35 protein-coding genes, 1 pseudogene and 1 riboswitch are annotated in these 26,263 nt (G+C 29.2%); of the genes and pseudogenes, 14 read left to right on the top strand and 22 right to left on the bottom strand.

Features of this window, described 5'->3' with window-relative positions:
• Window positions 1-246 precede the first annotated feature (246 nt).
• From BQ9840_RS04185 to BQ9840_RS12485, 7 genes are all read right to left on the bottom strand, one after another.
• Window positions 247-777, bottom strand: coding sequence for a YcxB family protein (locus BQ9840_RS04185; RefSeq protein ID WP_077368382.1), 531 nt, complete (start codon window positions 775-777; stop codon window positions 247-249).
• 17 nt (window positions 778-794) lie between these two features.
• Complete coding sequence (locus tag BQ9840_RS04190; protein ID WP_077368383.1) at window positions 795-1,532, bottom strand: DUF4184 family protein; 738 nt, start codon at window positions 1,530-1,532, stop codon at window positions 795-797.
• Window positions 1,533-1,829: 297 nt separating this feature from the next.
• Window positions 1,830-2,993 carry an ABC transporter substrate-binding protein gene (locus tag BQ9840_RS04195; protein ID WP_077368385.1) on the bottom strand — a complete coding sequence of 388 codons (1,164 nt, stop codon included), beginning with the start codon at window positions 2,991-2,993 and terminating at the stop codon, window positions 1,830-1,832.
• A 25-nt stretch (window positions 2,994-3,018) separates the two neighbouring features.
• Window positions 3,019-3,831, bottom strand: a complete 813-nt coding sequence (locus BQ9840_RS04200; RefSeq protein WP_077368387.1) for a hypothetical protein — start codon at window positions 3,829-3,831, stop codon at window positions 3,019-3,021.
• 43 nt (window positions 3,832-3,874) lie between these two features.
• Window positions 3,875-4,543: a hypothetical protein gene (locus tag BQ9840_RS04205; protein WP_077368389.1), complete on the bottom strand. Its 669-nt coding sequence runs from the start codon at window positions 4,541-4,543 to the stop codon at window positions 3,875-3,877.
• An 85-nt stretch (window positions 4,544-4,628) separates the two neighbouring features.
• Window positions 4,629-5,750, bottom strand: coding sequence for an ABC transporter ATP-binding protein (locus BQ9840_RS04210; protein ID WP_077368391.1), 1,122 nt, complete (start codon window positions 5,748-5,750; stop codon window positions 4,629-4,631).
• Entirely contained in the window at window positions 5,740-5,904 is a 165-nt protein-coding gene (locus tag BQ9840_RS12485; RefSeq protein ID WP_159436074.1) for a hypothetical protein, read from the bottom strand. The genes BQ9840_RS04210 and BQ9840_RS12485 overlap by 11 nt, the downstream gene beginning before the upstream one ends.
• Window positions 5,886-6,071: riboswitch (cobalamin riboswitch) on the bottom strand. (Overlaps the previous gene by 19 nt.)
• A 281-nt stretch (window positions 6,072-6,352) precedes the next feature.
• On the opposite strand from BQ9840_RS12485, the gene BQ9840_RS04215 reads away from it, so the two are divergent.
• On the top strand, window positions 6,353-7,384 hold the full coding sequence (locus tag BQ9840_RS04215) for a FecCD family ABC transporter permease (protein ID WP_077368393.1): 1,032 nt from the start codon (window positions 6,353-6,355) through the stop codon (window positions 7,382-7,384).
• Window positions 7,385-7,434: 50 nt separating this feature from the next.
• Complete coding sequence (gene srtB, locus BQ9840_RS04220; RefSeq protein WP_077368395.1) at window positions 7,435-8,217, top strand: class B sortase; 783 nt, start codon at window positions 7,435-7,437, stop codon at window positions 8,215-8,217.
• Window positions 8,218-8,240: 23 nt separating this feature from the next.
• On the opposite strand, the gene BQ9840_RS12490 is transcribed toward srtB, so the two are convergent.
• On the bottom strand, window positions 8,241-8,384 hold the full coding sequence (locus BQ9840_RS12490) for a hypothetical protein (RefSeq protein WP_159436075.1): 144 nt from the start codon (window positions 8,382-8,384) through the stop codon (window positions 8,241-8,243).
• Between the two features lie 22 nt (window positions 8,385-8,406).
• Window positions 8,407-8,748 (bottom strand): hypothetical protein, encoded by a 342-nt coding sequence (locus BQ9840_RS04225; protein ID WP_077368397.1) that lies wholly within the window; start codon window positions 8,746-8,748, stop codon window positions 8,407-8,409.
• Between the two features lie 290 nt (window positions 8,749-9,038).
• Between BQ9840_RS04225 and BQ9840_RS13045 the strand changes: the two genes are divergently transcribed.
• The 8 genes from BQ9840_RS13045 (at window position 9,039) to BQ9840_RS04250 (ending at window position 12,886) form a co-directional block, all read left to right on the top strand.
• Window positions 9,039-9,272 carry a DUF6431 domain-containing protein gene (locus BQ9840_RS13045; RefSeq protein ID WP_369800217.1) on the top strand — a complete coding sequence of 78 codons (234 nt, stop codon included), beginning with the start codon at window positions 9,039-9,041 and terminating at the stop codon, window positions 9,270-9,272.
• The gene (locus tag BQ9840_RS12495; protein ID WP_159436076.1) at window positions 9,269-9,451 is read left to right on the top strand and encodes a hypothetical protein; all 183 of its coding nucleotides are present in this window, start codon (window positions 9,269-9,271) and stop codon (window positions 9,449-9,451) included. Before BQ9840_RS13045 ends, BQ9840_RS12495 begins: the two co-directional genes overlap by 4 nt.
• Before the next feature lie 140 nt (window positions 9,452-9,591).
• Window positions 9,592-9,690 carry a hypothetical protein gene (locus BQ9840_RS13050; RefSeq protein WP_077370095.1) on the top strand — a complete coding sequence of 33 codons (99 nt, stop codon included), beginning with the start codon at window positions 9,592-9,594 and terminating at the stop codon, window positions 9,688-9,690.
• A gap of 8 nt (window positions 9,691-9,698) precedes the next feature.
• Window positions 9,699-9,914: a Mu transposase C-terminal domain-containing protein gene (locus BQ9840_RS13055; protein WP_369800218.1), complete on the top strand. Its 216-nt coding sequence runs from the start codon at window positions 9,699-9,701 to the stop codon at window positions 9,912-9,914.
• A gap of 103 nt (window positions 9,915-10,017) precedes the next feature.
• A complete protein-coding gene (locus BQ9840_RS04240) occupies window positions 10,018-10,824 on the top strand; it encodes an ExeA family protein (RefSeq protein WP_077368399.1) in 807 nt (268 codons plus the stop codon).
• A gap of 220 nt (window positions 10,825-11,044) precedes the next feature.
• Window positions 11,045-11,170: an excisionase family DNA-binding protein gene (locus BQ9840_RS13060; RefSeq protein WP_369800170.1), complete on the top strand. Its 126-nt coding sequence runs from the start codon at window positions 11,045-11,047 to the stop codon at window positions 11,168-11,170.
• Window positions 11,171-11,178: 8 nt separating this feature from the next.
• Window positions 11,179-11,553, top strand: a complete 375-nt coding sequence (locus tag BQ9840_RS04245; protein WP_369800219.1) for an IS607 family transposase — start codon at window positions 11,179-11,181, stop codon at window positions 11,551-11,553.
• A 13-nt stretch (window positions 11,554-11,566) separates the two neighbouring features.
• On the top strand, window positions 11,567-12,886 hold the full coding sequence (locus BQ9840_RS04250) for an RNA-guided endonuclease InsQ/TnpB family protein (protein WP_200804872.1): 1,320 nt from the start codon (window positions 11,567-11,569) through the stop codon (window positions 12,884-12,886).
• A 334-nt stretch (window positions 12,887-13,220) separates the two neighbouring features.
• On the opposite strand, the pseudogene BQ9840_RS04255 reads toward BQ9840_RS04250, so the two are convergent.
• From BQ9840_RS04255 to BQ9840_RS04265, 3 genes and pseudogenes are all read right to left on the bottom strand, one after another.
• Window positions 13,221-13,598: pseudogene (locus BQ9840_RS04255) on the bottom strand (replisome organizer); the annotation flags it as partial.
• A 183-nt stretch (window positions 13,599-13,781) separates the two neighbouring features.
• Window positions 13,782-15,128, bottom strand: a complete 1,347-nt coding sequence (locus BQ9840_RS04260) for a DUF4885 family protein (protein ID WP_077368402.1) — start codon at window positions 15,126-15,128, stop codon at window positions 13,782-13,784.
• 16 nt (window positions 15,129-15,144) lie between these two features.
• Window positions 15,145-16,029 (bottom strand): hypothetical protein, encoded by an 885-nt coding sequence (locus BQ9840_RS04265; protein WP_077368404.1) that lies wholly within the window; start codon window positions 16,027-16,029, stop codon window positions 15,145-15,147.
• A gap of 460 nt (window positions 16,030-16,489) precedes the next feature.
• On the opposite strand from BQ9840_RS04265, the gene BQ9840_RS04270 reads away from it, so the two are divergent.
• From BQ9840_RS04270 to BQ9840_RS04280, 3 genes are all read left to right on the top strand, one after another.
• On the top strand, window positions 16,490-16,807 hold the full coding sequence (locus BQ9840_RS04270) for an IS66 family insertion sequence element accessory protein TnpA (RefSeq protein WP_077368406.1): 318 nt from the start codon (window positions 16,490-16,492) through the stop codon (window positions 16,805-16,807).
• Entirely contained in the window at window positions 16,801-17,094 is a 294-nt protein-coding gene (gene tnpB / locus BQ9840_RS04275; protein ID WP_077368408.1) for an IS66 family insertion sequence element accessory protein TnpB, read from the top strand. Before BQ9840_RS04270 ends, tnpB begins: the two co-directional genes overlap by 7 nt.
• A gap of 169 nt (window positions 17,095-17,263) precedes the next feature.
• Window positions 17,264-18,874: an IS66 family transposase gene (locus BQ9840_RS04280; RefSeq protein WP_077368410.1), complete on the top strand. Its 1,611-nt coding sequence runs from the start codon at window positions 17,264-17,266 to the stop codon at window positions 18,872-18,874.
• Window positions 18,875-18,895: 21 nt separating this feature from the next.
• On the opposite strand, the gene BQ9840_RS04285 is transcribed toward BQ9840_RS04280, so the two are convergent.
• From BQ9840_RS04285 to BQ9840_RS04310, 6 genes are all read right to left on the bottom strand, one after another.
• A complete protein-coding gene (locus BQ9840_RS04285; protein ID WP_077368412.1) occupies window positions 18,896-19,636 on the bottom strand; it encodes a hypothetical protein in 741 nt (246 codons plus the stop codon).
• 335 nt (window positions 19,637-19,971) lie between these two features.
• On the bottom strand, window positions 19,972-20,346 hold the full coding sequence (locus BQ9840_RS04290) for a hypothetical protein (RefSeq protein WP_077368414.1): 375 nt from the start codon (window positions 20,344-20,346) through the stop codon (window positions 19,972-19,974).
• Complete coding sequence (locus tag BQ9840_RS04295) at window positions 20,301-20,519, bottom strand: hypothetical protein (RefSeq protein WP_077368416.1); 219 nt, start codon at window positions 20,517-20,519, stop codon at window positions 20,301-20,303. The genes BQ9840_RS04290 and BQ9840_RS04295 overlap by 46 nt, the downstream gene beginning before the upstream one ends.
• On the bottom strand, window positions 20,500-21,117 hold the full coding sequence (locus tag BQ9840_RS04300) for a DUF3990 domain-containing protein (RefSeq protein WP_077368418.1): 618 nt from the start codon (window positions 21,115-21,117) through the stop codon (window positions 20,500-20,502). The genes BQ9840_RS04295 and BQ9840_RS04300 overlap by 20 nt, the downstream gene beginning before the upstream one ends.
• 174 nt (window positions 21,118-21,291) lie before the next feature.
• Window positions 21,292-22,269, bottom strand: a complete 978-nt coding sequence (locus BQ9840_RS04305; protein ID WP_077368420.1) for a copper amine oxidase N-terminal domain-containing protein — start codon at window positions 22,267-22,269, stop codon at window positions 21,292-21,294.
• 304 nt (window positions 22,270-22,573) lie between these two features.
• Window positions 22,574-22,810: an aspartyl-phosphate phosphatase Spo0E family protein gene (locus tag BQ9840_RS04310; protein WP_077368422.1), complete on the bottom strand. Its 237-nt coding sequence runs from the start codon at window positions 22,808-22,810 to the stop codon at window positions 22,574-22,576.
• Between the two features lie 167 nt (window positions 22,811-22,977).
• Between BQ9840_RS04310 and BQ9840_RS04315 the strand changes: the two genes are divergently transcribed.
• Window positions 22,978-23,223, top strand: a complete 246-nt coding sequence (locus BQ9840_RS04315) for a helix-turn-helix domain-containing protein (RefSeq protein ID WP_077368424.1) — start codon at window positions 22,978-22,980, stop codon at window positions 23,221-23,223.
• 194 nt (window positions 23,224-23,417) lie between these two features.
• On the opposite strand, the gene BQ9840_RS04320 is transcribed toward BQ9840_RS04315, so the two are convergent.
• The 4 genes from BQ9840_RS04320 to BQ9840_RS04335 all read right to left on the bottom strand — a co-directional run bounded on the left by BQ9840_RS04320 (window position 23,418) and on the right by BQ9840_RS04335 (window position 26,157).
• Entirely contained in the window at window positions 23,418-23,759 is a 342-nt protein-coding gene (locus tag BQ9840_RS04320) for a hypothetical protein (RefSeq protein ID WP_077368426.1), read from the bottom strand.
• 193 nt (window positions 23,760-23,952) lie between these two features.
• Window positions 23,953-24,813 (bottom strand): S1 RNA-binding domain-containing protein, encoded by an 861-nt coding sequence (locus BQ9840_RS04325; protein WP_077368428.1) that lies wholly within the window; start codon window positions 24,811-24,813, stop codon window positions 23,953-23,955.
• A 25-nt stretch (window positions 24,814-24,838) separates the two neighbouring features.
• The gene (locus BQ9840_RS04330; RefSeq protein WP_077368430.1) at window positions 24,839-25,090 is read right to left on the bottom strand and encodes a hypothetical protein; all 252 of its coding nucleotides are present in this window, start codon (window positions 25,088-25,090) and stop codon (window positions 24,839-24,841) included.
• Between the two features lie 704 nt (window positions 25,091-25,794).
• Entirely contained in the window at window positions 25,795-26,157 is a 363-nt protein-coding gene (locus BQ9840_RS04335; RefSeq protein ID WP_077368432.1) for a hypothetical protein, read from the bottom strand.
• Window positions 26,158-26,263 lie beyond the last annotated feature (106 nt).

The raw sequence follows: 26,263 nt of genomic DNA on the forward strand, positions 1-26,263 counted from the left end.
TATCAGGTGCAAGAGGTGGATGAGTCTAGTGTGTTTTTAATCGTCTATAAGACTTAAATAAGCTGTAAAGTAAGTGGAAAAATACCCAAGAAGATAAATTACTTTAACATGAACGGAAAAGTTATCCTATGTGGCATATGTGTGGCATAGGGACGTTTTGTTTGCCACCCTATTTGATTTGTATCCAAACTAAAACGCCCATATCTTCCTATTAGCTAGGTGATAGGTTTTCTTTAAATTTATAAATTATATCCTTTTATACTTTTTCCCCATTGTATTTTCATATAAAGATCTCAACATTTCAATGGTTTCCTTATCCATGTCTTTTTTTCTAATTAAAGAAGCCTGATTCATATTAAAATAAGTAATGAAATAATCTTTTGACTCTAATACTTGATAGAACTGGCTATACTTAATCTTAGATTCCCCTTCAAATACTGTGCTCTTAATAATTAAATAATCCTCATAGAAATCTAATGTTTCTTGTGAATTAAATACTCCTGTTTTGTCAGTTTTAATTCGCTGCTTATTTCTCCTCTCAATCTTAAAAATTATAGTAAGAATTGCTACCATAGCTAACAAAATCCACAAGGCAATAAATTTTGTTACACTAAATTGATTGTCACTATAAGCAAGAAAAGCAGCCATCAAGGCAGCTATCAAGAGTATAAAAGGGATTATCATCTTGCTCCTTAAGAATGTAGCTATATATAAAAACTTATGATAGTCTTCTTTTCCCATAGAAGTTTTTACTGTAAATAATTTATTATCGTTCACGTCTATACCTCCCATAATTAATAATGATTACTTTCTATCTTTTTTAGATTAATTCTAATTAAGGAAATTAACAATACAGACAAAAATCCACTATTCATAATAGCTATTACCATCTCACCAATAGAAAAATTTCCCTTTATTATAAAAATCATAAGAAATATAAAGATACTTATTAATATTACCTGTAGCCAATATTTTATTTTTTCATCTATATCGTAATTGTAGACTTCAATTTTTTCTAACTTTAGTATATATCCAATTATAATCATGAAACCTAATATAGTAGAACCATGTTGTAAATACTTGTATATTGGTATATTTAATATAGTATTAGATAATACATCTATTTTGTTTACAAAAAATCCGTTTTTGTGGGTAAAACTATCCCATACTACATGTGTTGCCATCCCTATAAAAGATGAATATGAAAAAATAATAAACTCCTTAAAACTATTTAATTTTATTTTATCATTATATAATACATTTAGATGTTGATTTATTCTCCTAGGCAAGTTTGAAATAAAGTCATTTTTTATAACTTTATAAAAAATTAAATATAATAAAATAACCAAAGGTAAATTTATTAATAAAAACCCTTTTATACTATGACCAATCACACTCATAGGTTTAAAATGTATAAAATATTCAAAATCTGGTGCCATAGTTCCAAGAATCATAGCAGCATTATTTATATATGATTTGTGTTTTTTTGTAAAATTAATTACCGCTGCTGGATGAGCTAAAGTAAAAGCCATATCTTCACCTACTTTATTTTTTCTATATTACTCATAGTAAAATCATATTGAGATACTTTTTATTATATTATAAAATAAGAAAAATAGGCAATCTAATTTATAAACTTCGAAAAGAAAAGAATATGACACAAAAGCAGTTAGCAGATGCATAAAAGAAATTTTATCTGGAGACTTAATTTCTAATGAAAAGGATTAGTTCCATTAATGAGAAAAAGCCTAAAATAATAGCATTTAAAACAATAGCTACTAAATTAGGCTCAGTTCAAAATTTCAAGTATTGGGTTTAATGTTAGCAAATTACTCTAATCTATAAAAGTGTTTCAAATCGGAAAACTTTTCATCATCTTCTGTAAGTATTGTTCTGATTTCTTTTATAATTGTTCCAAATTCACTCGAGTTTTGGTAAAAATTCTGACCTGTACACCATACATTACCTTCTTTTACAGCTTTAAAGTTAGAAAATAATTCATTTTTATCCAAGAGTTCTTTTAAAGAATTCATTCCTCCAGTAATAGTACTATTGTATATAATATAATCTGCATCCTTTGCAGTACTATAGAATTCTTCCATACCCATTTTAGTAGTAGAAGTTGCTTTACTAGGGTCTCCTAAATTTTCAAAAATGTACTTTCCACCTGCCATCTCAATCATCTTAGGAACATAGTCATGTGAATTTCTAGCTGATATGCTACCTGATGAACCTACATAGAAAAATGCAACCGTTTTTCCCGTATTCTCAATATCCTTTAGTTCATCAAGTATCTTTGCCTGTTTGTTAAATATTTCTTCTCCAAGTTCTTCTTTATCTAAGAGTACTGAATATACTTTTATCCATTCTGTACGTCCTAGAGGATGAGGTTCATAACTTGACTGTTCAACTAAAACAGTTAAACCCAATTCTTCAAGTTTTTCTTTTATTTCAGGAGCGTGGGTAATCATACTTGATTGAATTGATAATTTGCAATCCTCCGCCATAATAAGCTCATAATCAGGTTCACTATATTTACCTGAAAATAGTATGTTTCCCGCTTCCATTTCCTTAACTACGTTCTCATTAGCCCATCCTTCAGCCTTTGTTCCTGATAGTCTAATAGTATTAAGTGAATCTAATTCATCAAAAAATGTCATGGCAGCTGTTGCTACTAAGTATATGTTGGAAACTGGTTGTTGTATAACAGCAATATCTTCTTCGATTCCCTCAGGAACTTCCATATTTTCTGGGACCACTAAAAATCTAGTATTATTACTAATAGAAATTAATGCATATCCACCTTCAAAATAATCAACACTAAAATTTTCAGCATATTTAATATCCATACTATGATCAAATTTTAAATTCCCAACTACAGGTAATTCTCTATCAATATTTTTATCAGTACTTACTTTAGATGAACAGCCCACCAGCATTAATAATGTCATTGTTAATATCAGCACTATTGATATAAGTTGTTGCTTCTTCATTACATACTCCTTCTTAATTATATATTTATTGTTTTCTCTTTTTGAACATAATTCCAACAACCGCAACAGCTAAAATAACTATAAAAATTATAATAACTTTATTGGAATCTAGAATACTTTTAGATGAAGGTTCCTGAACTTTAATAGAAGCATCAATTACTTCATCTGCATTATTCTCTAGTGTTTCCTTTTCAGCATCTTCAACTGTAATATTTTCAGTGTTTTTTTCTTCAGCTTTATTACCATTATCAGTAATATTACTTGTACCATTTGATTTTTCACTTTCGCTATCTTTAGAAATTTCGTTTGTATTATCGTCATTTAAATCATTGGAAGTGTTGTTTTTATTATCATTTGCCTTGTCTACTTTTTTTTCATTTGTGTTTTGATTTGCATTTTTTTCTGTATTGTTGCTTGTTCCTTTATCTTTATTGTTAATGGTTCCTTCAGATGAAAGCTTAATTTTATAATCTATTTCCTTAGGAGAACTCATAGCTTCGGTACAAGCCGTAATCTTTATTTCTGAATCAAGTGCTGATATAGGAATTAAAAATGTTGAATTTTCACCTGCAGCTGCAGTATTATAATAGTAATTTCCATCAACAATCATATATGTGTAATTTGAACTTGTTAATGTAATCGTGGCTGTCATTTTTCCATTTGAAACAGTTAAGTCTGTAGGCGAAATTGCAGTTACTCTACCTGTACCTCCAGTAAATGTTAGCTCAACTTTATAGTTTCCATCTAAAGGTATTTCGGATGCATAAGAATTAAAGGTACTAGTTAATATAATCATCATCGTAAAAGTCATCAATAAAATCTGTTTAGTTATTTTCATATCCTTAACCTCTCCAATGCCATGAACTAAATTTTCTATTATTTTAATTACTATTAAGCTTCTCTGTTAATTTTTTGTTTTTAGCAATAATACCTACACATGCAATTAACACTACAGTTGAAATAACTAATCTGTTATTATCCCCTGTTTTAGGTATAGGCTCTTCTTGTGTTGATGACACTACTATTTCTTCGTTAACATTTTGTTGTTCAGCTTGTTGTTCTTGTGTTTCTTCTGTTTTTTCTATTTGTTCTTCTTTTATATCTTCTATTTGTTCTTCTTCAATTGCCACAAGTGTACTTGAGTTAAATGTTAAAGTTCGACCATACCATGTTTGTTTCTTAATTGAAAAAGCTGCAACATTTATTTCTGTATCTAATGCTGAAACGGGAATAGTATAAGTGTACATATTGTTTTCATCAACTACATAGTTTATTGCATCCATTTCACTTGAACTAGCTGCTTCTTCTTCTGTTCCCATATACAACTTTGAATAACCTGTACCGCTAAGTGTAATAACTGCAGACATATTTCCATCTAATACATTAAGTTTAGCATCAACAACCTTAAACATTTTAGAACTAGATGTGACTTCAATTGAATAAGTTCCATCTGCAACTAATTCATCAGCAAATACCACAGATGACATAGCACAACTTAAAACTAACATCATTACTAACATAACCAATTTACTCTTTGAAAATTTTTTCATTATCTTTTCCCCCTTATAGAAATAATATTATTATATTTCTAAAATACAATAGATAATTTATTGCATTTTAGATTATAATCTCTCTTTAAGCTTCTATGGTAAAAAACTCTTGAAAATTATGTACTATCTTAATATTTAAATTTTTCGCTTCATCAATGAGCTGTTTATTTAATTTATTATGTTCTCCTATTTCTGTACCAGCATCGATAAGATATTTAGACTTTTTCAACCCTTCGTAAGCCTTTTCATACAGGAACTTTTCTATTGGCTGGAATGGCTTTGCAACAAAAACCTCACTTCCTAAAGCTCGTGCAACCTGATAATCTATATCATTTTCATAGAGTATACCTGTACGAAAAGCTAATCCATTTTTTTGAAGTTCTCTGTAATAAGGGATTCCACATCCATTACCAGCAACAACAAAAATCTCAGGTACTCCTGCTACTTTAGGTAGTTCTATACTTCCAAAAAACATATTATAACGATTACTTTCAAGATTATAAAGTTCTTCAATTATCTTATCTTTAAAAACCTCTTCTGGTGTTCCGTAGTACTTTATAGTGCTTCCTTTTACACACATAATCATGTCAGAAACTTTCGGTGCTAAGTCAATTTCATGTAAGGACATAATTACAGAAATATTTTTTTCCTTTGCCATTTTTCTAAGAATATTTAGAAGTTTAATTTTGTGATGAATATCCAAAAAAGAGGTTGGTTCATCTAATACAATTATTTCTGGTTGCTGGCAAAGGGCTCTAGCTAATAAAATACGCTGTTTCTGCCCATCACTTAAAGTCATAAATTCTCGATTCTTTAGATCAATTGCTTCAACTTTTTCTAAACAATCTTCTATAATATCACGATCCTCCTTAGTTAAAGTACCGAAATTGTTTGTATAAGGATAGCGACCTAGCCCAACAATATCTTCACAAGTCATGTATTCAGTGGAAATACGTTCTGTAAGAACCACTGAAAGACTCTTAGCAATATCCTTGTCAGATAAGGACCTAATATCATTTTTGTTAATGTATACAGTCCCTGCAACATTTTCTAAATGCTTCGTTATTGTCTTTAATATTGTTGATTTACCTGATCCATTAGGGCCAATTAGAGTAGTTACCTGCCCCTTCTTTATTTTCATATTAATATTATCTATAAGTACTTTACGATTATAGCCTACGGCTAAATCCTTAGTTTCAAAAAACATATTCTTCTACCTCTTCTTCAGAATATTTTTTTACAATAAAAAACAGCTTTTTACAAAAATAGTAAAAGCTGTCCGAATTTACAGAATCAATAGTATAGTACCATCCTAAATCAAAAGCCATATCCCCATAGCTTTGAAAAGTTTTATTTAGCAAGCAGGTCTCCTGACTTATGCTTTAACATTACTTTTTCACCTTCCCAGATAATATCCAGTGGCATTTAATAAAAAGTAACTCGACATTTACAGTGGCGGGTCCGTGTGGGAATTACACCCATCTTCCCTATTATCCTAATAAAAGGAACTCGTAAATATTATATTTAATTTTTACACTATGTATAGTATCATAGAATAAAATCAAAGTCAATTTGTTTTAATTTCATAATTTCTATTAGTTAATTAAACTCTATACAAGTTTTAATATGATTAAAGTTTGACATAGGTTTTAATCAATGCTACAATTACTACGTCTTAATTATTAGAAATTTCATTTATATCCCCAAGTTTTTAAATTGTTTTTTACTTTTATTGAAAGGTTTTTTTATAAATACTTTTTTGTATGTATTTAATTTTTTACAAAAATAATAGAAAAGGAAAATATATTTATGAAAAATTACAATTTAAGTAAAATAATACGCTATCAAATTGCTTTTATTTTATTAATGTCCGCATTTGTTTTATCAATTATATTAAGTATAAACACAGGTACGGTGAATATATCCACTAAAGAAATATTTGAAATTATTTTGTTAAAAGAACATGCAGGTACAATCGCTAGTGATATCATTTGGAAAATAAGATTGCCAAGAATATTCACAGCAGCAATACTAGGAGGGGCTCTCTCTGTATCTGGTTTTCTATTGCAAACTTTTTTTAGAAACCCAATTGCGGGACCTTTTGTTCTTGGTATATCTTCTGGAGCAAAAATGTTTGTGAGTTTTGTAATAATAGCAGTATTAAAACACGTTAGTAGCGTACCTTCTTATGTTTTAATTATTGCTGCCTTTGCTGGCTCTATGATGTCTATGGGTTTTGTTATGATTGCTGCAGGAAAAGTAAATAATATGTCCATGCTCTTAGTAGTTGGTATTATGATTAGTTATATCTGCTCAGCAGTAACAGACTTTTTAATTACATTTGCTATGGAAAGTGATATTGCAAATCTAACAGTATGGTCAATGGGAAGCTTCTCAGGTGCAAACTGGACAGATATTAAAGCTATATCAATGATTGTATTTCCTTCATTGATTGCTATATTTATGCTTTCAAAGCCAATGGGTGCATATCAACTTGGTGAAGGCTATGCCAAAAGTATGGGAATAAATATTAAGCTTTTTCGTTTTCTTCTCATAATATTTTCTAGTCTTTTATCTGCTACTGTAACAGCATTTGCAGGACCTATATCTTTTGTCGGAATAGCTGTACCACATCTTACAAAATTTATTATGAATACAGCTAAACCAATCATTATAATACCTGCAACCTTTTTATGTGGTGGAGTTTTTTGTACTTTTTGTGATTTAATTGCACGTACTGCTTTTTCTCCTACTGAACTTGCTATAGGTACAATAACATCAATTTTTGGAGCACCTATAGTAATTTTGATTATGTTAAATAAAAATATGAGAAAGGCTTAAAATAAGTCTTCCCTGTTTTTTATTTAATTTTAAAGGGGTTATAATAAATAATGAAATATAAAATAGAGCAAAAAAAATATCTACATGTAAAAATTCAGCTTCTATTTCTTTTAGCAGTAATAGCCTGCTGCATTTATCAAATTGGTTCCTATGTACTAAATCTTTATTACAATAATAAATTAAATAGCCAATTGCAGGAATTATATGTAGTTAACAGAAGGAAAATGGAACCTGTTAAAAATAATAAAAGTAGCGAAAACAATGAATCTAAGGAAGAAAACATATCATATTTCGAAGAATTACTAGCAATTAATTCAGATGTGATTGCTTGGATTAAAATCTCTGATACAACTATAGATTATCCAGTTGTAAAAGGTCAAGATAATGAATATTACTTAAATCATAATATAAAAAAAGAAAGTTCTGTTTCAGGATCAATTTTTATGGATTATCGTAATGAAGGAAACAACCAAGACCTTAATAAAATTATTTATGGACATAATATGAAAGATGGGTCTATGTTTAAAGCTTTAACTAATTACAAGAAAAAAGAATTTCTTATAGCTCATCCCATTATTGAATTAAACACATTAAATGAGTCTACACAATGGGAGATTTTTTCCGTATATATAACTGATACAAATTTTAACTATATAAAAACAAATTTTGATAACAAAGAAGAATACAGTAGCTTTTTAAAAGAACTTAAAAATAAATCTCTTTACGATACAGGTGTAAATATTACTAGTGACGACATCATTTTAACATTATCTACTTGCACCTATGAGTTTTCAAATGCCAGATTTGCTATTCATGCAAAACTTGTTAAATAAAAGATGGAATAATTGTTAATGCACTAATAAGATGTACATGATTTGTCATATACAACAAAATCACTTTTCTCCCTTGTCCCTCTTGGCATAATATCACCCCTATTTCTCATTATTTTAATTGGTGACAAACAAAACGTCCCTTCGCCACTAGTGCCACACCCTACCAAATTTTCCTCCTATCATCTTTGTTTAAGAAAATTTAGATATTGTTTTATTAATCTTTTTCAAAAATTCTTCGTATTCATACTCCAAACCATTTTCATCAATTAATTCTTCAAGTTTTTTAATCCACTCCTTGCTTCTATAGTGAATCTTATACTTACTATCATATTCATTAAAAGAACTAATACCTTCTTTTTCACATTTAGATGAAAACATTTCATAAGCTTCAATCAAATATGAAATCATAATCATCTCTTCTTCAAATCTGTCTCTCTTAATCCAAATAGGAATGGCTCGGTAATGCAATGCTAGATATACTAATTTATCAATATCTATGGACTCTCTATCAAATATATTGTTATAAAGCAAATTACCTCAGCCTAAAAACTCCTTTAAAAATCAAAATATTTCATCTCTTAAAGCATAGTCAAATTAATTAATCTGACTAATTTCTAATCAAATTATTTAATCTGATGTTTTAAAATATAAAAGTCATGGCAATAATCCTAATAAAAAAGAAATAGGAAAAGAGTCCTCAGCTATAGACCCTTCTCCTAAATCCAAATTCTTTTTTATTAAATTATACTATGATTATTAACAACTTTCTCAAAAATATAACTGAATATTTGAATTTATAAAAAGAAATCTATATTTCCCCTATATATGGTTGTAAGTTTTGTGGTTATGAAGGAATGCTCCATAGACATGGATACTATTCCCGTAATGTTATTACTAAGCATTGTATTAGAAGAATTAGTATTCTTAGGGTAAAGTGTCCTTCTTGTGGTAATACTCATGCTATTTTACCAAGTTTTCTTATCCCATATTATCAGTACTCCCTTGAATTTATCTTTAAATGTCTGTATTTATCTTTTGTTTTAAAAAACGTATGAAAGAGAATGTATCTATTACAAATTCATTTTTTGCTGATTTTGATTCCCTTTATTATGATATGGATAATCCTAAAGTATCTTCTATTCTTGATAAAATTAAACGTTTTCCAAAAGATATTTTTGATTTTAATTATATATTCTTTAAATCTATGCCAAGGTATTTCTTTTCTAAGATTTAACACCATTATTCCAAGGGATAGCTATGCCCATTTTTATATTATTGTTGCTTTTCTTATGGCTTTTTCCCTATTTATATTAATTTTTTCATTTTAAGGAGTATAATACTTCGCAGGGTGTTAGGGAATATGCCCCTGCAACCATTAAAGAATGGCTTCGCCTATACAGAAAATTCGGTATTGATGGTCTTTATCCTAAGATAAGATCAGATAAGGGTAAACCTAGAAATCTATTGATTTAATTAAATTTATACCTACTAAGCAAGAGCTCGATTACGTTTTTCTCTACAGAGTTACTCGTAAGGTTAAGAATGATGCAACTATTTCTATACAGAATATATTATTTGAGGTTCCTTTAAAGTATGTAGGCGAATCTATTAATGTTAGATATGATCCTACTGATATGGGTAAAGCATATATATTTTCTGATGATAATTTATTGTTAGATACTATATATCCTATTTAAAAGATTGATAACTCTAAGATTAGAAGAGAACATAATGCAAAAGCTGTTGATTTCTCTTCTTTTAACCCTAATGAAAAAGATAATGAAAGGAGCATGAATTAATATGTTTAAATCATTTTACGGATTAACTAGTGATCCATTTTTAAAATCTATCGAAACCAAAGAACATTTTAAATCTAAAGATTTTAATGAAGCTTTAAGCAGGCTAGAGTTTTTAAAGAATACTAAGGGTTTTGGTTTAATTACTGGTGAACCTGGTGTTGGTAAATCATTTCTTCTTAGATACTTTGTTAATTCTCTAAATCCTAATCTTTTTAAACCTGTATATATCCCTATTTCAACCTTAACGGTTATGGATTTTTACAGGGCATTATGTAGTGGTCTTGGAATAATTCCTTCTCATAAAAAGGTAATTATGTTTAAACAAATCCAAGAATCTATCTATACTTATTATCAAAGCAAAAATATTACTCCTGTAATTATTGTAGATGAGGCTCAGTTTCTTAAAAATTCAGTACTTGATGATTTAAGAATTATATTTAACTTTGAAATGGATTCTAAGGATTATGCTATATTAATTTTATCAGGGCAGACTCCATTTATTACACAGATAAGCAGGCAACCTCATGAAGCTTTACGCCAAAGAATTGTTGTAAATTATTATCTTAAAGGTCTTACAAAAGATGAAACTAAGGAATATATTAAATCTAGACTTGAATCTTGTGGATGCTATGAACCAATATTTACTGATAGTGCCTATGAATTATTATACTCAAGTTCCAACGGTTCTATTAGAACATTAAATTCTTTGGTAAGAATGTGTCTTATTTCAGGTGCTAATGAAAAACTTAAATCTATTGATAGTGAAGTAGTTTTTATGGCTCAAAATGAATTAAATATTGTTGCGTAAATTCTAAAGGTGTGCCTTCTTCTTTAGGAAGGATAGGGCTCTGCAGGGATGCAACTCGAGCGTCCTAAAGAGGTTATACCCTTAATCTCCCCTTCCTCGGGGAGAAGGCACACCTTTTTTTACACATTAAGGGGTTTTAAAACAGTATACTTAAAACTAATTAAAATTACTTAAAAACATTGCATATTAAATAAATTTATACTATACTTTATAGTAAGGGGTGATTATCATAAAACTTACTATAAAAGAAGCAAGTGAATATTTAGGAGTTGCAAAATCAACTCTAAGAAGATGGGAAGATGAAGGGAAGATAGAGTTTCTTCATCAGATCAAAAAGAAGATTTAGAAAGGCAAATTAAAACAGTAAGTGATTATTGTAGTGCAAGAGGATATCAATTTAAAATAATCAAAGACATAGGAAGTGGCTTAAATTACAATAAAAAAGGGTTAAAAGAACTAATAAAATTAATATGCGAAAGAGAAATTGACAGGATTGTAATTAATTATAAAGACAGATTAATAAGATTTGGATACGACATAATAGAACAAATGTGTGACTTTAATGGTGTTAAAATTGAAATAATAAATTATACAGAAGATAAAACTTATGAAGAAGAACTAGTAGAAGATGTTCTATCAATAATAACAGTATTTTCAACAAAACTATATGGCAGTAGAAGTCATAAGGCAAAAACAATTCAACAAGAAAACAAGGAACTATTCAAATAGCCGAAGGCGGTGAATGAATGTAATGATATTCAATAGAAAAATAGAAGTTATCTTTACAAAACAAGATGAATTAATTCTAGATGGACAATCTAAAATATGTAATTGGCTATACAATTATCTTTTGGAAATGACAATAAAAGATTATAAAGAAAATAATAATGACAAAAAACTCTTGACAGGAAGGAACTTAAGAAATCAAGTTCCAATACTAAAACAAGAGTTTATTTTTTTGAATACAGTACATTCATCACCACTCAAAAACACAGCAATAAGACTGAAAGAAACATACAAAAAATTTTTCAACAATGAAACAGGATATCCTAAATTCAAATCATGGAAAAAACATTGGTTTTCACTATATTATGATGAACCAAACAAAGGCTTTAAACTAATAGAAAACAAAAATTTACAAATAACCTTAGGAATAAATAAAGAAAATAAAAGAATAAAAGTAATAGGAAAACTAAAAGAAAATTTAAATTTAAGAAACACAGACAAAATAAAAAACTTCAGATTATGCAAACAACAAGGCAACAAATTCTATGCAATATTTTGTATAGAAAGAAAAGACATAGACAAAAAAGAAACAAACAAATGGATAGCAATAGACCAAAATCATAAAAACTTCTTTGTAGCCATAGACAATACTGGAGTAAGTTATGAATTTGAAAAACTGCCACAAACAAAATATTGGGACAAAGTAATAGATGAAATAAAATCAAAGAGAGATTTATGCAGCAGAAAATCAAAACTAATAGAAACAGAAACAGGGAGAAGCTATTACCTACCAAGCAAAAGATGGACAAAGCTAAACAATGCATTAGACAATGCTTACCACAAGAGACGAGAACAAATAAAGTCAAGTTGTTATAGCATTGCTAATTGGATAGCAAAAAACTATGACTATGTAGCAATAGGAGACTATACTCCTAGTCTTAATACTGCAACTTATGATAATATGCATAGAAGCATGTTAAATCAAGAAATAATAGGAGAATTTAGAAACATACTAAAATGGGTAATGGAAAGAAGCGGTAAACACTATTCAAAAGTAGACGAAAAAGATACAACTAAAAATTGTTGTATATGTGGAAATAAAGAAAAAAAAGATCCACAGATAAGAGAATTTACATGTCAAAAATGTAAAACTAAATTATCAAGAGATATAAACAGTAGTGTTAATATAGCTAAAAAAGATAAATTATTGTCTGGTTCGGACTATGTTGATTGGGATTTATACAACTCAACATATACAGCTAAATGGAATTTTAAAAAAAGTAAAATTCTATTTACTGGCCATACGTTAGAGAAATCTAATATATGGATGAATTAAATCGAGAAGGTGATACTTCTTGAGCAAAATCTATTTGTATAAATATATTTTGATATATTTGAGTAGGTTTTGTAGAACGGTAACCTTAAAGGCGAAAAATCCTAGGGGTTTAAGGGGACAAAGTCCCCTTTCTTTTATTTTCAAGGTGCAATAATTTGACTTATTTCATTAAAATCTAGCGGTCAGATTGTTTAATTTGCTTTTTTATGTACTTTTCATCCTAATTTTAGGCTAATTTAATTTGATATTTGTGGGGTGGAATAATCTGCTTCGTAACAATCAGTTATAGTGCTTTCTATAACTGTGTTGTTATTATAATCAATTTTCAAGTAAGTAACTCTATATCTATCTCTATCTCTCCGTTACAGTTTTCTTGCAGTGGTGTTGCATTGCAATGCTTTTTGATTATTTTTAATCTACCTTGATTTTTTGAACGTCTTGTAGAAGCCGTTTCAGAACCTATAACACTTGTTATTTCTGTTAAAAAACACTCGTCATTTTCTACGATAACTTCCATCAAACTTTGTGCTACAAGATAATTTGCTGTAACCATTACATCGTCTTCTGTTTCATCAATCGTTAAAGCAATTTCTTTTAAAAAATCCGTTTCTACTCCGTCATAATATATTTTCCTTAGCCTTTTTATCCTCTTGTCCGTGAAAAAATTTTCTTTTAGCTTTAACCAATAATATCTTCTGTTTTCTGTTGACATTCTTTTTCCTCCTGTTTTTGAAATAAAAAAAGGCAATAGCTTTTTTCTCTACTACTGCCCACATACATTTCTATTTCGAGACGGTGAAAAGGCGTTTTTAGTCTTTTATATCGTCTTTAACAGATTTCCTTGTCCTTGCTCTTAAAGTTCGGCTCAAGGCTTTATATTGTTTTTTATGATAACTTATATTTTTACTGAAAAATTCATCGTTGACAACTGAGAAAACAAATTCAGCAATCCTTTATCCTTATTGATGGATGTATTGACCATTTCAGAGATAACACTATTTTGAATGCCGTACACAAAAAGTTGATTTGGAATTTTTTCGTAAAGAATATTAAGATTTGTTCCAATAGGGATATCAAACAGGTTTTTGCTAAAAAAGTCATCGAGAGCTTTTTTTACATCAAATTTTTGCGGCAAATTCTCATTTTGTTGATAGGTATTTTGATACGCATGGACTTTTTTAGAATCCACAAAAAAAGACTTTCCCTTGTCAATGAGTTTAATCCCATCCTTAGAGAGTTCATAATCGTCTACACCTTTTTCTCTTGCCATATCATGTATCCAGTCATTTTGTCCTACCCCATATTTGTATTTTTGGTGCATATCCACTAGATGACCATTTTGAAACCCGATATCTATGAAGTCATTTTCTTTCAGAATTCCTTTTTTTGAAAAATATTTAATATCCAAGCCTAATAGACCGAGTGCGTCCCTCTGTTCTTTCTTGGTATTGCCTTTAGTTGCTTCTTTGACACCTTCAGAGATTTTAACTAAAATATCTTCGCCATCTTTTGTAAAGAAACTGCCGTCTCTTGCTTCCAAATCTCTCATATCAAGACCTGTATATTTGAAAATTTTATCCGCTAAATTCCAAAGTCGACTCTTTTCAGGATCATATTGTTGAGACAGGCTTATCCCTGAAGAAGACTGAACCATGTGCAAGGATAAAACAAATGAATTCTGATCTTGGTTTAAAATATTCTCAATATCTTGTTTTAACACATCATCTATATTTCCTAAAACGGAGATCCTTTGAGTATATAAGTCACTTCGAAAAATCAAAGGAACATCATTCGGAATATAAATACCGTTTTCCTTAAAAAGTTTAGACACTTGAAAATCCATGTTTAGGCGATCATGTATTCGACTCCTATAACTCTCTATTTCGCCATGAATTCGAGGAACTTCATTGCCATAATATTTATAGTCCTCCACAGAATAGAAAATAGGGTTACCTCCATCCAAAACATTCATCTCATTTTGATAAGCATTCATACGATCTGCTGAAAGATATTTACCATCTAAAACCCGATAGTGGGCGTAGGTTTTATCAAAATACTTTCTTCGTATATGTTCTTTGGGATCCGCAAAAGACTTATTCTGACGATTGATTTCTGCATACATTTTATCAATTTTGTCTTTTAATTCTCCTGACGGACCCTTATATAAATTTTTAGCTGTTCGTCCTTCCAATTTATAGGGAGAACTGCCAGAATTAGTCACAGTAATCCTTGCAATATTCATTGTATCCTCAATCCTCCTATCTAAAGTTCCAGCCAGAAGTTATGTCATAAAGATAGTTTACTCTTAATTTCACATTACTCATAGTTGATCTTGCTGTTGCTTTAGCATTATATTTGAAAGACCACCTTTGTTTTACTGGTATTTCATCAGATAAGTCGATGTAATAATAACCGCTTGTAGCACTAGAAACCCTAGATTCATACCAAGTAGATTCAGTTTGAGGCATAAGCATATGTCTTACATTTCCCTGACTTGGAGACATACGGCTACTCGTTTCTACGCTTTTTACAATAGCACCATCTGGAATACTCGATTCTCTGGATAAGTCGACTGTAATAACACTGGAATCAACTCCAGATAAAGACATACTAGAGTTGCCATTATTTCGTGCTGTTCCTCGAAAATCAAAGGTTTTTGTTGTGCTTTTCATCCTATCAGCAAAATTTAGAGAAAAGAACATATCTCCTATATAATTTCCTCTCTCTACTTTTAAGAAATAAGAGGTAGCTCTAGAACCATCGGCTCTTACTGCCAAAAACTTAATAAAATTTGACGGATTAGCAATTTGGCTCACACGCATTACTTCGTCCATAGTATTTGCATCATATAAGACAAAATTCATGCCATCGTAATCATTACTACGAGAGCAAGTAACATAAATTTGTTCATCTGAACTCATGTTAAATTTAAACCAAGCTTCTGTTTGATCTTTATCAATAGCACAAGTTTTGATATTTTTGTATTTCCAATGACCAATGTTATAAGCAGTACTTGGACTATTGTTACCAATAATAGCATGTTCTGGATTGATTTCCGCATGTACCACAATTGCATTTGTAAATAGCAATGCAAACACAAATAAATTAACAAGCACTTTCTTTAACAAACCAATTCTTTTCATAAGAAAATCCCTCCTTTTTAAAATAAATTTTTATGTATAGTTTAGCATGACCTGTTATTAATTATATCGGATATTACCATCAAAAGTTAAGGGGATTAGTAAAAAAGCAATTAATATTTAATCCGCCCCTTTTCCCTGTCAATGGTAAAATGCACGAGCTATCCCTCGCCCTTGACAGTAAAAAATTTTCTTTTAGCTTTAACCAATAGTATCTTCTGTTTTCTGTTATTTCTTCTCCTTATATAATGTATTTAAGTTGTTAGAGGTGTCAAATGTATTATTTAGGTATTGATATTGGTAAAAAACACTCGTGTTGCTTCACTTGTTGATGATAAAAAGCAAGTTGTATTCAAGGCTTTCTCGTTTTCAAACGTAAGCGTCAAATCCACCCCACATTTTAAAGAAATACTTTCTATGAGATAATACCTTTAAACATCATCAATAAGGGAGGTTATCTCAAATGACTGAAGAAGAAAGAAAACTTTGGACTGAAAGAATCGAAGATTATAGAGCCAGTGGTTTAACAGCTATTAAATGGGCTGAAGAAAACAATGTTTCTGTCCATACACTTAGATATAAGATTACTCAATTTAACAAAGAAAAGGAACAAATATCTAAAGGAACACAGTGGGCATCAGTTGTTCTTGAAAAATCAGTAGTTGAAAAAGAAATTTATCCATCATTAAAAGTTACCGTAGGTAAAGCAACTATTGAAGTAGCCAAAGGATTTGATTCAGATACTTTTAAAGATGTTGTGAGGATACTTTCACAATGTTAAACCAAAGTCGCATAGATCAGGTTTACTTAGCATTAGGAGCAACAGATCTTAGAAAGTCTATTGATGGATTAGCTGTTCTTGTGCAGGAAAGTTTTAAGTTGAATCCTTTTTCTAGGAGTCTATTCGTTTTCTGTAATAGAAAGAAAGATAAAATTAAAATATTAGAATGGGACATCAATGGGTTTTGGCTCTACTACAAAAGATTAGAAAAAGGTACCTTCAAATGGCCGAATGATTCAAATTCTAAAACTATTTTAATTAGCATAGAGAATTTAGATGGCTTTTAGATGGTTTATCAATAGAACAAAAAGATGTACTCAAAGAAGTTAATGAAAGAATAATTATATAGATTGCTTCAAAAATCAAATTTGGAAAAGTCTTAAAGAATATTGATAAGTGGATATTTTAAGACTTTTTTTGCTTTTCTTTTTACACCCATGATAGTATGATTAATACATGAAAACATTAGAGAAAACATCCAACAAAATTGAAAACGATGAATTTAATATAGAAGAAGCTTTTAAAGAACTTCAAAATCAAAATATACTTTTAACTCAACAAATTGAAGAATTAACTGCTAAATTAAATTGGTATGAAGAACAATTTCGTTTGAGTCAACAAAAACGTTTTGGCTCATCAAGTGAAAAAATTAATCCAGACCAATTATCTATCTTCAATGAAGCTGAAAAAGAATCTAGACCTGAAAAAGAAGAACCCACCATTGAAGAAATTACATACAAACGTAGTAAAAATAAAGGATTAAATAAAAAACCTTTCGAAGATCTACCAGTGGAAGTAATAGAATACGATTTAGACGAAGAAGAAAAAACTTGTCCTGAATGTGGTAGTCTCCTTCATAAAATGAGTAAAGAAGTTAGGCGTGAATTAAAGGTAATTCCAGCAGAAGTTAAAATAGTGGAACATATATGCTATGTTTATGCTTGCAGACAATGTGAGAAAAATAATACATTTACACCAATTGTAAAAGCTAAAATGCCAAACCCTGTTTTAAAGGGTAGTTTTGTATCACCTTCTTTAATGGCATATGTGATGGATCGTAAATACTCTGAGGCAGTTCCATTATACAGGCAAGAACAGCAATTTAAAAATTTTGGAATAGATTTATCTCGTCAAAATTTAGCTAACTGGATTATCTATGGAGCTAATAATCATTTAAAGGTTCTTTACGATAGGATGCATGATCTTCTTCTAAAAGAATCAATAATCCATGCAGATGAAACCAGTATGCAGGTTTTAGATGAAGTAGGCAAAAAACCTACAAGTAAATCATACATGTGGCTCTATGCTACAGGAGTATATTTTCCTCAAATTTTCTTGTATGAGTATCAACCTTCAAGAGCTAAAAAGCATCCAAAAGAATTCCTAAAAGGATTCAGTGGATTTCTTCAAACTGATGGATATCCAGGATATAATGCTGTAGAAAATATAACTCTAGTTGGGTGCTTTGCTCATGCAAGAAGAGGATTTACCGATGCACTGAAAGCATTGCCTAATGATTCAACTCTGGCGAGAACTAATGCCGAAGAAGGCATTGAATTTTGTAACAAACTATTTAAACTTGAAAAAGAATTCAAAAAAGAAAACTTATCCCCTGAAGAACGTTACAAACAGAGACTAAAGAAAAGTCGACCAGTTCTTGAGGACTTTTTGTCATGGCTAAAAGAAAAAGAGAAGCAAACCTTGCCCAAAAGTAGTCTTGGAAAAGCCATCAGCTATTGTTTAAACCAGTGGGATAAACTAGAATCATTTATGCTAGATGGAAGATGTGAAATAAGCAACAACAGAGCAGAACGGGCAATTAAGCCATTTGTAATAGGAAGAAAGAATTTTCTATTTTCAAAGTCCCCTAAAGGTGCTCAGGCCTCTGCCATAGTTTACAGTATAATAGAGACGGCAAAAGCAAATAATTTAAATCCATTTTACTATTTAACATATCTATTTGAAAAACTGCCTAATATAGATTTAGATAATCTAGAAGAGTTAGATAATCTTCTACCTTGGTCAGATTCAATTCCACAAGAATGTAAAGTTCCTAACAAAGAATAGTATAATATATGGCCTCCATCTTTAATAGGTGGGGGCTATTTGACCCTTTCCCCTGCTTTTAACACACATTTCAACAATGATTTTTGCCAACAAAAACCCTTCATCTCCGTATTCTCTTTCATCCACATTTATAATTAAAGATTTATCTCCCCTTGAAACAGATGCTATATCCAGATAGTTTTTAATATTAGAACTATTAGTAGAGTCTGATAGCGATTTAAGGATATATCTTAATTGAACTATATTAGCATAATCATTGTTTTCTTCATAAAAAAAATCATAAAAGAAACTAGATATGTCTGCCAATATTGGATTGTTTGAAATCTCAATACTTTTAAGCATTTCTGTGACACATCCATTTATATTGGAAGGGAACTTATATAGGTCATATAGGTTAAACTCCTTATTTGGGAATCCTTCTAATAAAAAAACTATTACATTCTTCAAAAAAATTAACTGATAGTAATAATCCTTTTCATGTTTTTCTGAAAAATCAAATTCGTATAATCTAAGAGTATCCATAATTGTGTCCAAATCCAATATAAGTGGATTGAAAGTATATTCTTTATTATTAAAAGGATTCACTTTATAGTATCCCCTATTCTTTTCAATATGCATATTTATAATTTTATTAAATTCAGTTGTAGATTCTGCAATAAATATATTGCATGATTTCTCTTTAAGCATGCTTTCTTCAGAAGAGATATTTACTAAGTCATTATACAATTCAATTGTTTTATATAGGTCTTTTTTAAAATTCAAAAATTCTCAACTCCTTTATGTTTTATATCTTATAATATACATAATGGAGTTTAATTATGAAAATTAAATTATTCATCATAGTTTAAATAAAGTGTTAAGAGAATAAGAATAAGAGTAAAAGTTACCCCTTGTCTTTAATCTTTGTCCCTTATATCTTAAACCTCCTTTTAACCCTTATTCCCGTCTTTTAAGACTATCTTAATTCTATTCCATTGAAGAATGAATTCATGTCTATATCTCTTATTAATATGTATATATCCTATTTGGTAATGTAACCCTCTATCCTTATTAAAAACATCTTCATGATTTAAGCCATACTTCATAGTTCTTTTTTCTCAATTTATCTCAAAGGATTGAGCCTTTGGTAAATATGTTTTGGGAAACTGATTAGTTTTATATTTTCCAAAGCAATTTTCAACTGTAAACATTTTAACTTTATTTCCTTCTATTTTAATTAAAATATCTGAAGCCTGAATATTTTCCATATTCCATGCCAATATTTCTGATATAAAAAATTTTTCAAATGGAAATTCTACCTCATAAGATATATTCTTAAATATCTCTTGTTTTTCAACCCCTAACCCTTGTACCTGCATTATCTCTGTATTAAAAAAAGAGCCAAAGTCCAAGTCTAAAACTTGAACCTTGACCCTTTTTTCCGTTTTTAACTCTGCATTTCCATTTGCTCTAAATATTTTTTTGCTATCCATGACAATCCTTTATGCATAAGAGCTGAATTATCCCAATCAATCTTTTTTACCACTTCTTTAGCCAATCTTTCTACTTCAATTTCTTCCATTGGTCTTTTTAAGAATGTTAACATTTGATTTTTAATTTCTTTTTCAGCAAAGTCTAAAAAAGATTTATCTATTGTAGTAATCATTTAAATTCAACTCCTTTCTTTCATTTGTTTTTATATCTAATACATATACTTCTTTTAACTTTAATATATCACATAATTCTTGACTATGCAAAGATAATTGTTTCATACTTGTTTGTTTCTTTAGTTTTTCAATTGCTTCTTCTTTAGATATTATACCCATTTTGTATTCAGTTATTATTTTTATGGGAATACTATCACTCATCACTCCAAAAATAATATCAAAATTATGTTGATTTTGTCCTCTAACATTTTTAGTCCTGTTTTCGAATACAAAAGATGCAAATTCATTATCATATGCATTTAATATTTTAAAATTATAATTTTCGTTCTGTAAATATACTAATGGACAAAATTCAAAACCTAAAATAATTGGTTCTGAATCTATTAAAACTCCTACCTTTAACAAATCTGATATATATTTTTCAGCTCTTTCTTTAGTTGGAGATAAATAAAAGCCATATCCAAAATCTAAAGCATCTGATGTGTCTTTGTTATAATCAGCTAAAATTCCCCTATTACAAATACTATTCCAATTATCTAAAGTTGTTGCATGATACCACATATCATTACTTAAATATTTTTTTATTTTATTCGACAAGTCTATTTTAATTACCCCCTTTTTTTGCTACTTCTATTAAAATTATACCATTTTTATTTTCTCAATTATTTATCCAATAAATAAACTTTAATAGGAGCTAAGGCTAAATATCCTTAACCCTAGCTCCTATTCCTTGAACCTGTTTCTTATCCCTGTCTTTATCCCTTGAACCTGCTACTCCACTTCATGCATTCCACCAAGTTTTATCGTAAATGGATATACCTTAGTAGTATTGCCGTTTCTTATGGAGATTTCATATTTTACTACATCTCCACGTTTAGCACCATATTTCATTGGCAAGCCAGCAGTAGGGAAATATCCATTCATACTCTTCCATTTTGTTCCCTTGGTATATTCAGGATTACTTACACATTCAAATTTAATTTCATAATTTTTTCCCTTATATTCTTCTTCATTCATAACACTAAAAGTAAACCATAACCCATTATTACTTTCTGCATCTAATTGTATCACCGGTTCAATAAATCCATTCTTCTGATTCTTTTTATAATCAAAATAATGTCCTTCACCTAAATTCATAGTACTATAGTTGTATTTTTTAGCTAAGTCAACTATATGTTGATTGTATCCTTCGCCAACTTTAGTCAATTCTGCTTGTTTTGTTGTAACAGTTGTTGCATTTGTTGGCTTTTCTGGCTTCTTTCCTGTATTGATTTCAATACAATTTACTCCATTTTTTCTTTCATATTTTACATCTGCACCCATTGCTTCAGATACAAATCTAAGTGGTACATATGTTCTATGACTACCTTTTGCAGGAACTAGCATTGCCTTAGTATCAACAGGCTTTCCATCTTGAACATCAATTGGTACCATCTTGCCATTTACAATAGCAGTATTCTTACCAATTTGTAGTTCAATTTTAGTTTTTTCATTGCTTACAAAAACCTTTTGGTTCCCACCATCCCATTTTACATCATATCCCATATTTTCAGATATAATTCTAACTGGAATCATGGTTCTACTAGTCTTCGTAAGATATGGATGTCCTAACTCGTCAGTAAAATTAACTACTTTGCCGTCTATAGACAGGTTGTAGGGCTCTAATTCATCTGCATAACTTGTAAGATTTAAGCTAAGCCCTACAAGGATTAAGGAAAATAGGATTAAGGTTTTTATGTACTTGCGCATAATATTCCTCCTCTGTTAGTATTTACTATATTATTATATCATAAAAGTGAGGACAGGGGCAGGGGCAGGGGCAGGAACAAGGAAAATAAGGGGTAAGGATTAAGGAACATAAGCAGGTTCAAGGGGGAAAAACAGAAAAAACAGGAGTAAGGGACATAATGCATAAGGCTTAAAAGGTAAAATGAGGATGTCTCGCTGGGCGAACTTGGAGAGGCAGGAATAAGGATTAAAGCTTTAGGAGTAAGAATTATATGCCTTTTGCACCCTTCTATTCACTCTCATTCCTTGAACCTGCTTTTATTGCTTAACCCTGCTTTTTCCCCTTACTTCTTAAACCTGTTTTTTTCTTCTTCAAATACTCTACTATAATTTCATCCAATCTCTGACTTATTTCTAATATTCCCTCACTGTTTACTTCGTTGTCATTTACCAAAATACTCTGATATAATTCATCCCTATTTTCTTCAATCACTTTCTTTAAATCTTTCAAACTATCTTTTCTATCTTTATTTTGTTTTTGCATAATTCTTTCACTTTTCATTAGTTTTTCCCCCTGGTTTTTATATGTTTATAACCGAATGAATAGTAACTAAGAACTTAAATAAAGCTAATCACATAAAAATTATTTTTTGTTCTTTATTAGAACATAACAATGCAATTCCTTGGATAAAATACAATTGTTCCAATAAAGAACAGAGGTGATTGGTAATGAAATTAATTATAGATTCAGAATTACGTAATATAGCAGGACCTAGGATAAAAGAAGCTAGATTAAAAAATAATATGACACAAGAAGAACTATCAATTAAACTTGAAACATTAGCTGTATATATTGATAGAGCAAGTATTTCTAAACTAGAACAACAAAAAAGAATTATCACTGACATTGAGCTCATAGCTATATCCCAAATATTAAATGTTAGTATCAACTGGCTTTTAGGACTAAATAATTAGCTTTGTTCTAATAAAGAACATTATACCATTTGGTCTTGTTTTTGTAAATTTAACAACATTATTTTTATAAAAAAAGAGTATAGTAAAACACCTTAGTTTTCTCATAAATAAACCAAAACCTAAATTCTTAAAGTTATCTAAACAACTTCAATAAATAAACAAAAAAATAAAAGAACCATAAATAATGGCTCTTATTATTTTCTAGCAATTCTTCTATTTTTAAAAATTTCATTTAATAATTCCTGTAAAAATTCTTCAATTTCATCTCTCTCAAATTCTTTTTCATAAAACTTTTCTCCTAAAACTTCTTCAGATAAGCTATTTAATGTTTTTATACCCTCTACACATTTTTGATATTTTTCTTCTGCTTCTCTTTCAGCTTCTTCGTTTCTTCTTGAATATATTTGAGCTTTTGCTTCTTTCTTAGCTACTAAGGTTACATACTCAGCAAGACATATTGTTATATTACCAACTATTATTTTATCTTCTTCATTAACCCTCGACATTAATTTATCTATTTTATTCATAATTTCCATTATTAATTCCCCCTCTTTTTTAGTATCTTCATTTCTTAAGATTACATGTTTTTAATTATAGCAACTATAAAAAATCCAATTAAAAACCATGCAGTAGAATCTAATATTTCATAAACAAATCTTTCCTTTATTTCTTCATTAAAATTATTCATACTTATATCTCCCTTCTATATTAAATATTAATTTCACATCATTAATACATTTTGTCTTCTACAATTCTCATTATTTTTCCTCTAACCCGTTCCTCTTCTTCCTTAACTTGATTAATTTTGAATACTACTTTATCTCCTTCTGATATTTCCATATATTGAGGATTTGAACACAGTGCATCTAGCCCTTCTGTAATAGTAACGAATACTCCCCATTCCTTTATACTATTAATAACCCCTAATACAATATCGCCACTGTTAAATTTACTTAAATCAATTTCATATTCTCTATTATACTTTTGGACACTTTCAACATTTATTTTTTGATTAGAGTTAATTTCTCTGAACTTTACATCTATTTTATCTCCTATATTAAAAAAATCACTTATTTTCAAATGAGTATCGCTAAAGTCTGAATTTTTAAGGATTGCTGATATCCCCATTATATCAACATATGCTCCATATTTCATAAGACATGTAATTGTAGCATTAAATACTTCCTCATTCTTCAATCTTTCTATTATGTCATCTTCAAGTATTTTCTGTGCTCTTTTTCTAGAACAATATATAGTCTTGTTCTCTTTATCAATATCTTCAACTGTAAAACAAACTTCAAATCCTACAAATCTTCCTATATCTTCCCAATCAATTTTGTAATCAATATCTTCTTTTTTTATAATACCTCTAAACTCTCCTAAATCTATATTTAAAACCTCAATTCCTAATTTTTCATCAACTTTAGCTGAAATAACAAATGCATTTAATATATCCCTATTAGCTTTAGCCCTTGCATAGAATTTTTCATCTCTAATATTTTCATCAGATTTTTTAAATTTAAATAAATTCTTCAATTTCAATATGATATTTTTACTTTTTAAAACAGCTTCTTTGTAACCCTTAATCATAACGAATCCTCCTTTAATTTTTAATTTACATATTAACTTCTATAGTTTTGGTAATTAAATAAACTGTTAACATAATAATATTGCTTTCCAAATATTCTACTTCACCATACAAACCATAAGGTTTCTGATTCTTTTCAAATTCATATAAAAACTCACCTTCTTCTTTCGGTAAAGTCTTCCCTATGTCTTTAATCAGTAATTTTACTTCTTTATTTGTAAGCTCAATTTTTTCTGCACTTCTTCTAAAATCCTTGCCTATTTTTAATATACAATCCATTTTACATACTCCTTTTTTAGTTTTTTCACATAGACTTTATGCCATCTTTTGTCGCAGCCTATATGCTCCATATATAATTTTCAAAAAACAAAAATAAAAAGGTTAGAATTTTGGACACACTGGTAGTGGGTCTCCAAAATTCTAACCTTTAAATATCTATTATTAAAAATTACTTTCTTTGATTCTAAGGCTTTAATCACAGCTACTCCTCCATGATTATATATTTTTCCTAGCATCACAAGAACAAGCAATTTTTCTCCTGAAAATCACTTGAAAACTTGTTTTTGATAATGCTAGGTAGGTATAAATATAATCACCATGAAGGTAATTTAAAATCAAAGTTAATATTTAACTAAATATGAATTATTAAGTTGTATACATATGTTAGCATTCAAAGTCTAAAATGTCAACTGTAATTTCTAGTTTCTTCTAGAAACTAAATAATATTAAATTAAACTCTCTGCAGCTAAGGTGAAAATTTGGCATTTTACTCATTTGTAGCGATTTTTCATGTTAAAATCATGTACTTATTGTATGGATTATTGCAAAATAATAACACGGTTCAATCATTATAAGAAATTATAAGAATTTATCTTGTAATAATTTAATGATTATAAGAAATTATAAGAATTTATACGAATTTATAAGAAAAGCAGGTTAAAACTTTAGGGATAGGGATTAGGTATAAAAGAAAAACCTTGAATCTAAATGTTGTCTTCATCATAAATTTTTTGTGGTAACAATTCTTTAAAATACTGTTCAGAAAATAATGGAACATGATAATCTCTATCGACCATCAGCATCATATCTTCTTTTTTAATATACTCATGATATATTCTTATAATTATATATTCTAATATTTTATAATTGAATTTTAAGGTATTCTTATATTGCTCTGATGAGAGTTCTAAAAAATCTTCTTTAATACTTATTTCCGTCACTAAAGGGTACCATTTTGTTTCTTTTAACCCTATAAGTTTGAATTTGAGGCTAAATCTACACTCTGGACCTAAATTCTGTATATAGTTAATTATTTCTATAGGAGAAGCGTAAGTGATGCAATCCAATATAATAACCTCCCTTACATCCTTATTCCTTAACCCAACTTTGTATATTCCTATCCTAGTATAATAAGCTACAACGGTTTATCAGGCCTATTAATACAAAACATAC

It is taken from the genome of Anaerosalibacter sp. Marseille-P3206 (genome assembly GCF_900155565.1).
Classification (GTDB): domain Bacteria; phylum Bacillota; class Clostridia; order Tissierellales; family Sporanaerobacteraceae; genus FUHM01.

What these genes read in the sequence shown, in the direction of transcription:
- BQ9840_RS04190 (WP_077368383.1), bottom strand. Translation starts at nt 1,532, where the DNA reads ATGGCTTTTACTTTAGCTCATCCAGCAGCGGTAATTAATTTTACAAAA.
- BQ9840_RS04195 (WP_077368385.1), bottom strand. Translation starts at nt 2,993, where the DNA reads ATGAAGAAGCAACAACTTATATCAATAGTGCTGATATTAACAATGACA.
- BQ9840_RS04200 (WP_077368387.1), bottom strand. Translation starts at nt 3,831, where the DNA reads ATGAAAATAACTAAACAGATTTTATTGATGACTTTTACGATGATGATT.
- BQ9840_RS04205 (WP_077368389.1), bottom strand. Translation starts at nt 4,543, where the DNA reads ATGAAAAAATTTTCAAAGAGTAAATTGGTTATGTTAGTAATGATGTTA.
- BQ9840_RS04210 (WP_077368391.1), bottom strand. Translation starts at nt 5,750, where the DNA reads ATGTTTTTTGAAACTAAGGATTTAGCCGTAGGCTATAATCGTAAAGTA.
- BQ9840_RS04215 (WP_077368393.1), top strand. Translation starts at nt 6,353, where the DNA reads ATGAAAAATTACAATTTAAGTAAAATAATACGCTATCAAATTGCTTTT.
- srtB (WP_077368395.1), top strand. Translation starts at nt 7,435, where the DNA reads ATGAAATATAAAATAGAGCAAAAAAAATATCTACATGTAAAAATTCAG.
- BQ9840_RS12495 (WP_159436076.1), top strand. Translation starts at nt 9,269, where the DNA reads ATGAAAGAGAATGTATCTATTACAAATTCATTTTTTGCTGATTTTGAT.
- BQ9840_RS04240 (WP_077368399.1), top strand. Translation starts at nt 10,018, where the DNA reads ATGTTTAAATCATTTTACGGATTAACTAGTGATCCATTTTTAAAATCT.
- BQ9840_RS04250 (WP_200804872.1), top strand. Translation starts at nt 11,567, where the DNA reads ATGAATGTAATGATATTCAATAGAAAAATAGAAGTTATCTTTACAAAA.
- BQ9840_RS04260 (WP_077368402.1), bottom strand. Translation starts at nt 15,128, where the DNA reads ATGAATATTGCAAGGATTACTGTGACTAATTCTGGCAGTTCTCCCTAT.
- BQ9840_RS04265 (WP_077368404.1), bottom strand. Translation starts at nt 16,029, where the DNA reads ATGAAAAGAATTGGTTTGTTAAAGAAAGTGCTTGTTAATTTATTTGTG.
- BQ9840_RS04270 (WP_077368406.1), top strand. Translation starts at nt 16,490, where the DNA reads ATGACTGAAGAAGAAAGAAAACTTTGGACTGAAAGAATCGAAGATTAT.
- tnpB (WP_077368408.1), top strand. Translation starts at nt 16,801, where the DNA reads ATGTTAAACCAAAGTCGCATAGATCAGGTTTACTTAGCATTAGGAGCA.
- BQ9840_RS04280 (WP_077368410.1), top strand. Translation starts at nt 17,264, where the DNA reads ATGAAAACATTAGAGAAAACATCCAACAAAATTGAAAACGATGAATTT.
- BQ9840_RS04290 (WP_077368414.1), bottom strand. Translation starts at nt 20,346, where the DNA reads ATGGATAGCAAAAAAATATTTAGAGCAAATGGAAATGCAGAGTTAAAA.
- BQ9840_RS04295 (WP_077368416.1), bottom strand. Translation starts at nt 20,519, where the DNA reads ATGATTACTACAATAGATAAATCTTTTTTAGACTTTGCTGAAAAAGAA.
- BQ9840_RS04305 (WP_077368420.1), bottom strand. Translation starts at nt 22,269, where the DNA reads ATGCGCAAGTACATAAAAACCTTAATCCTATTTTCCTTAATCCTTGTA.
- BQ9840_RS04310 (WP_077368422.1), bottom strand. Translation starts at nt 22,810, where the DNA reads ATGAAAAGTGAAAGAATTATGCAAAAACAAAATAAAGATAGAAAAGAT.
- BQ9840_RS04315 (WP_077368424.1), top strand. Translation starts at nt 22,978, where the DNA reads ATGAAATTAATTATAGATTCAGAATTACGTAATATAGCAGGACCTAGG.
- BQ9840_RS04320 (WP_077368426.1), bottom strand. Translation starts at nt 23,759, where the DNA reads ATGGAAATTATGAATAAAATAGATAAATTAATGTCGAGGGTTAATGAA.
- BQ9840_RS04325 (WP_077368428.1), bottom strand. Translation starts at nt 24,813, where the DNA reads ATGATTAAGGGTTACAAAGAAGCTGTTTTAAAAAGTAAAAATATCATA.
- BQ9840_RS04330 (WP_077368430.1), bottom strand. Translation starts at nt 25,090, where the DNA reads ATGGATTGTATATTAAAAATAGGCAAGGATTTTAGAAGAAGTGCAGAA.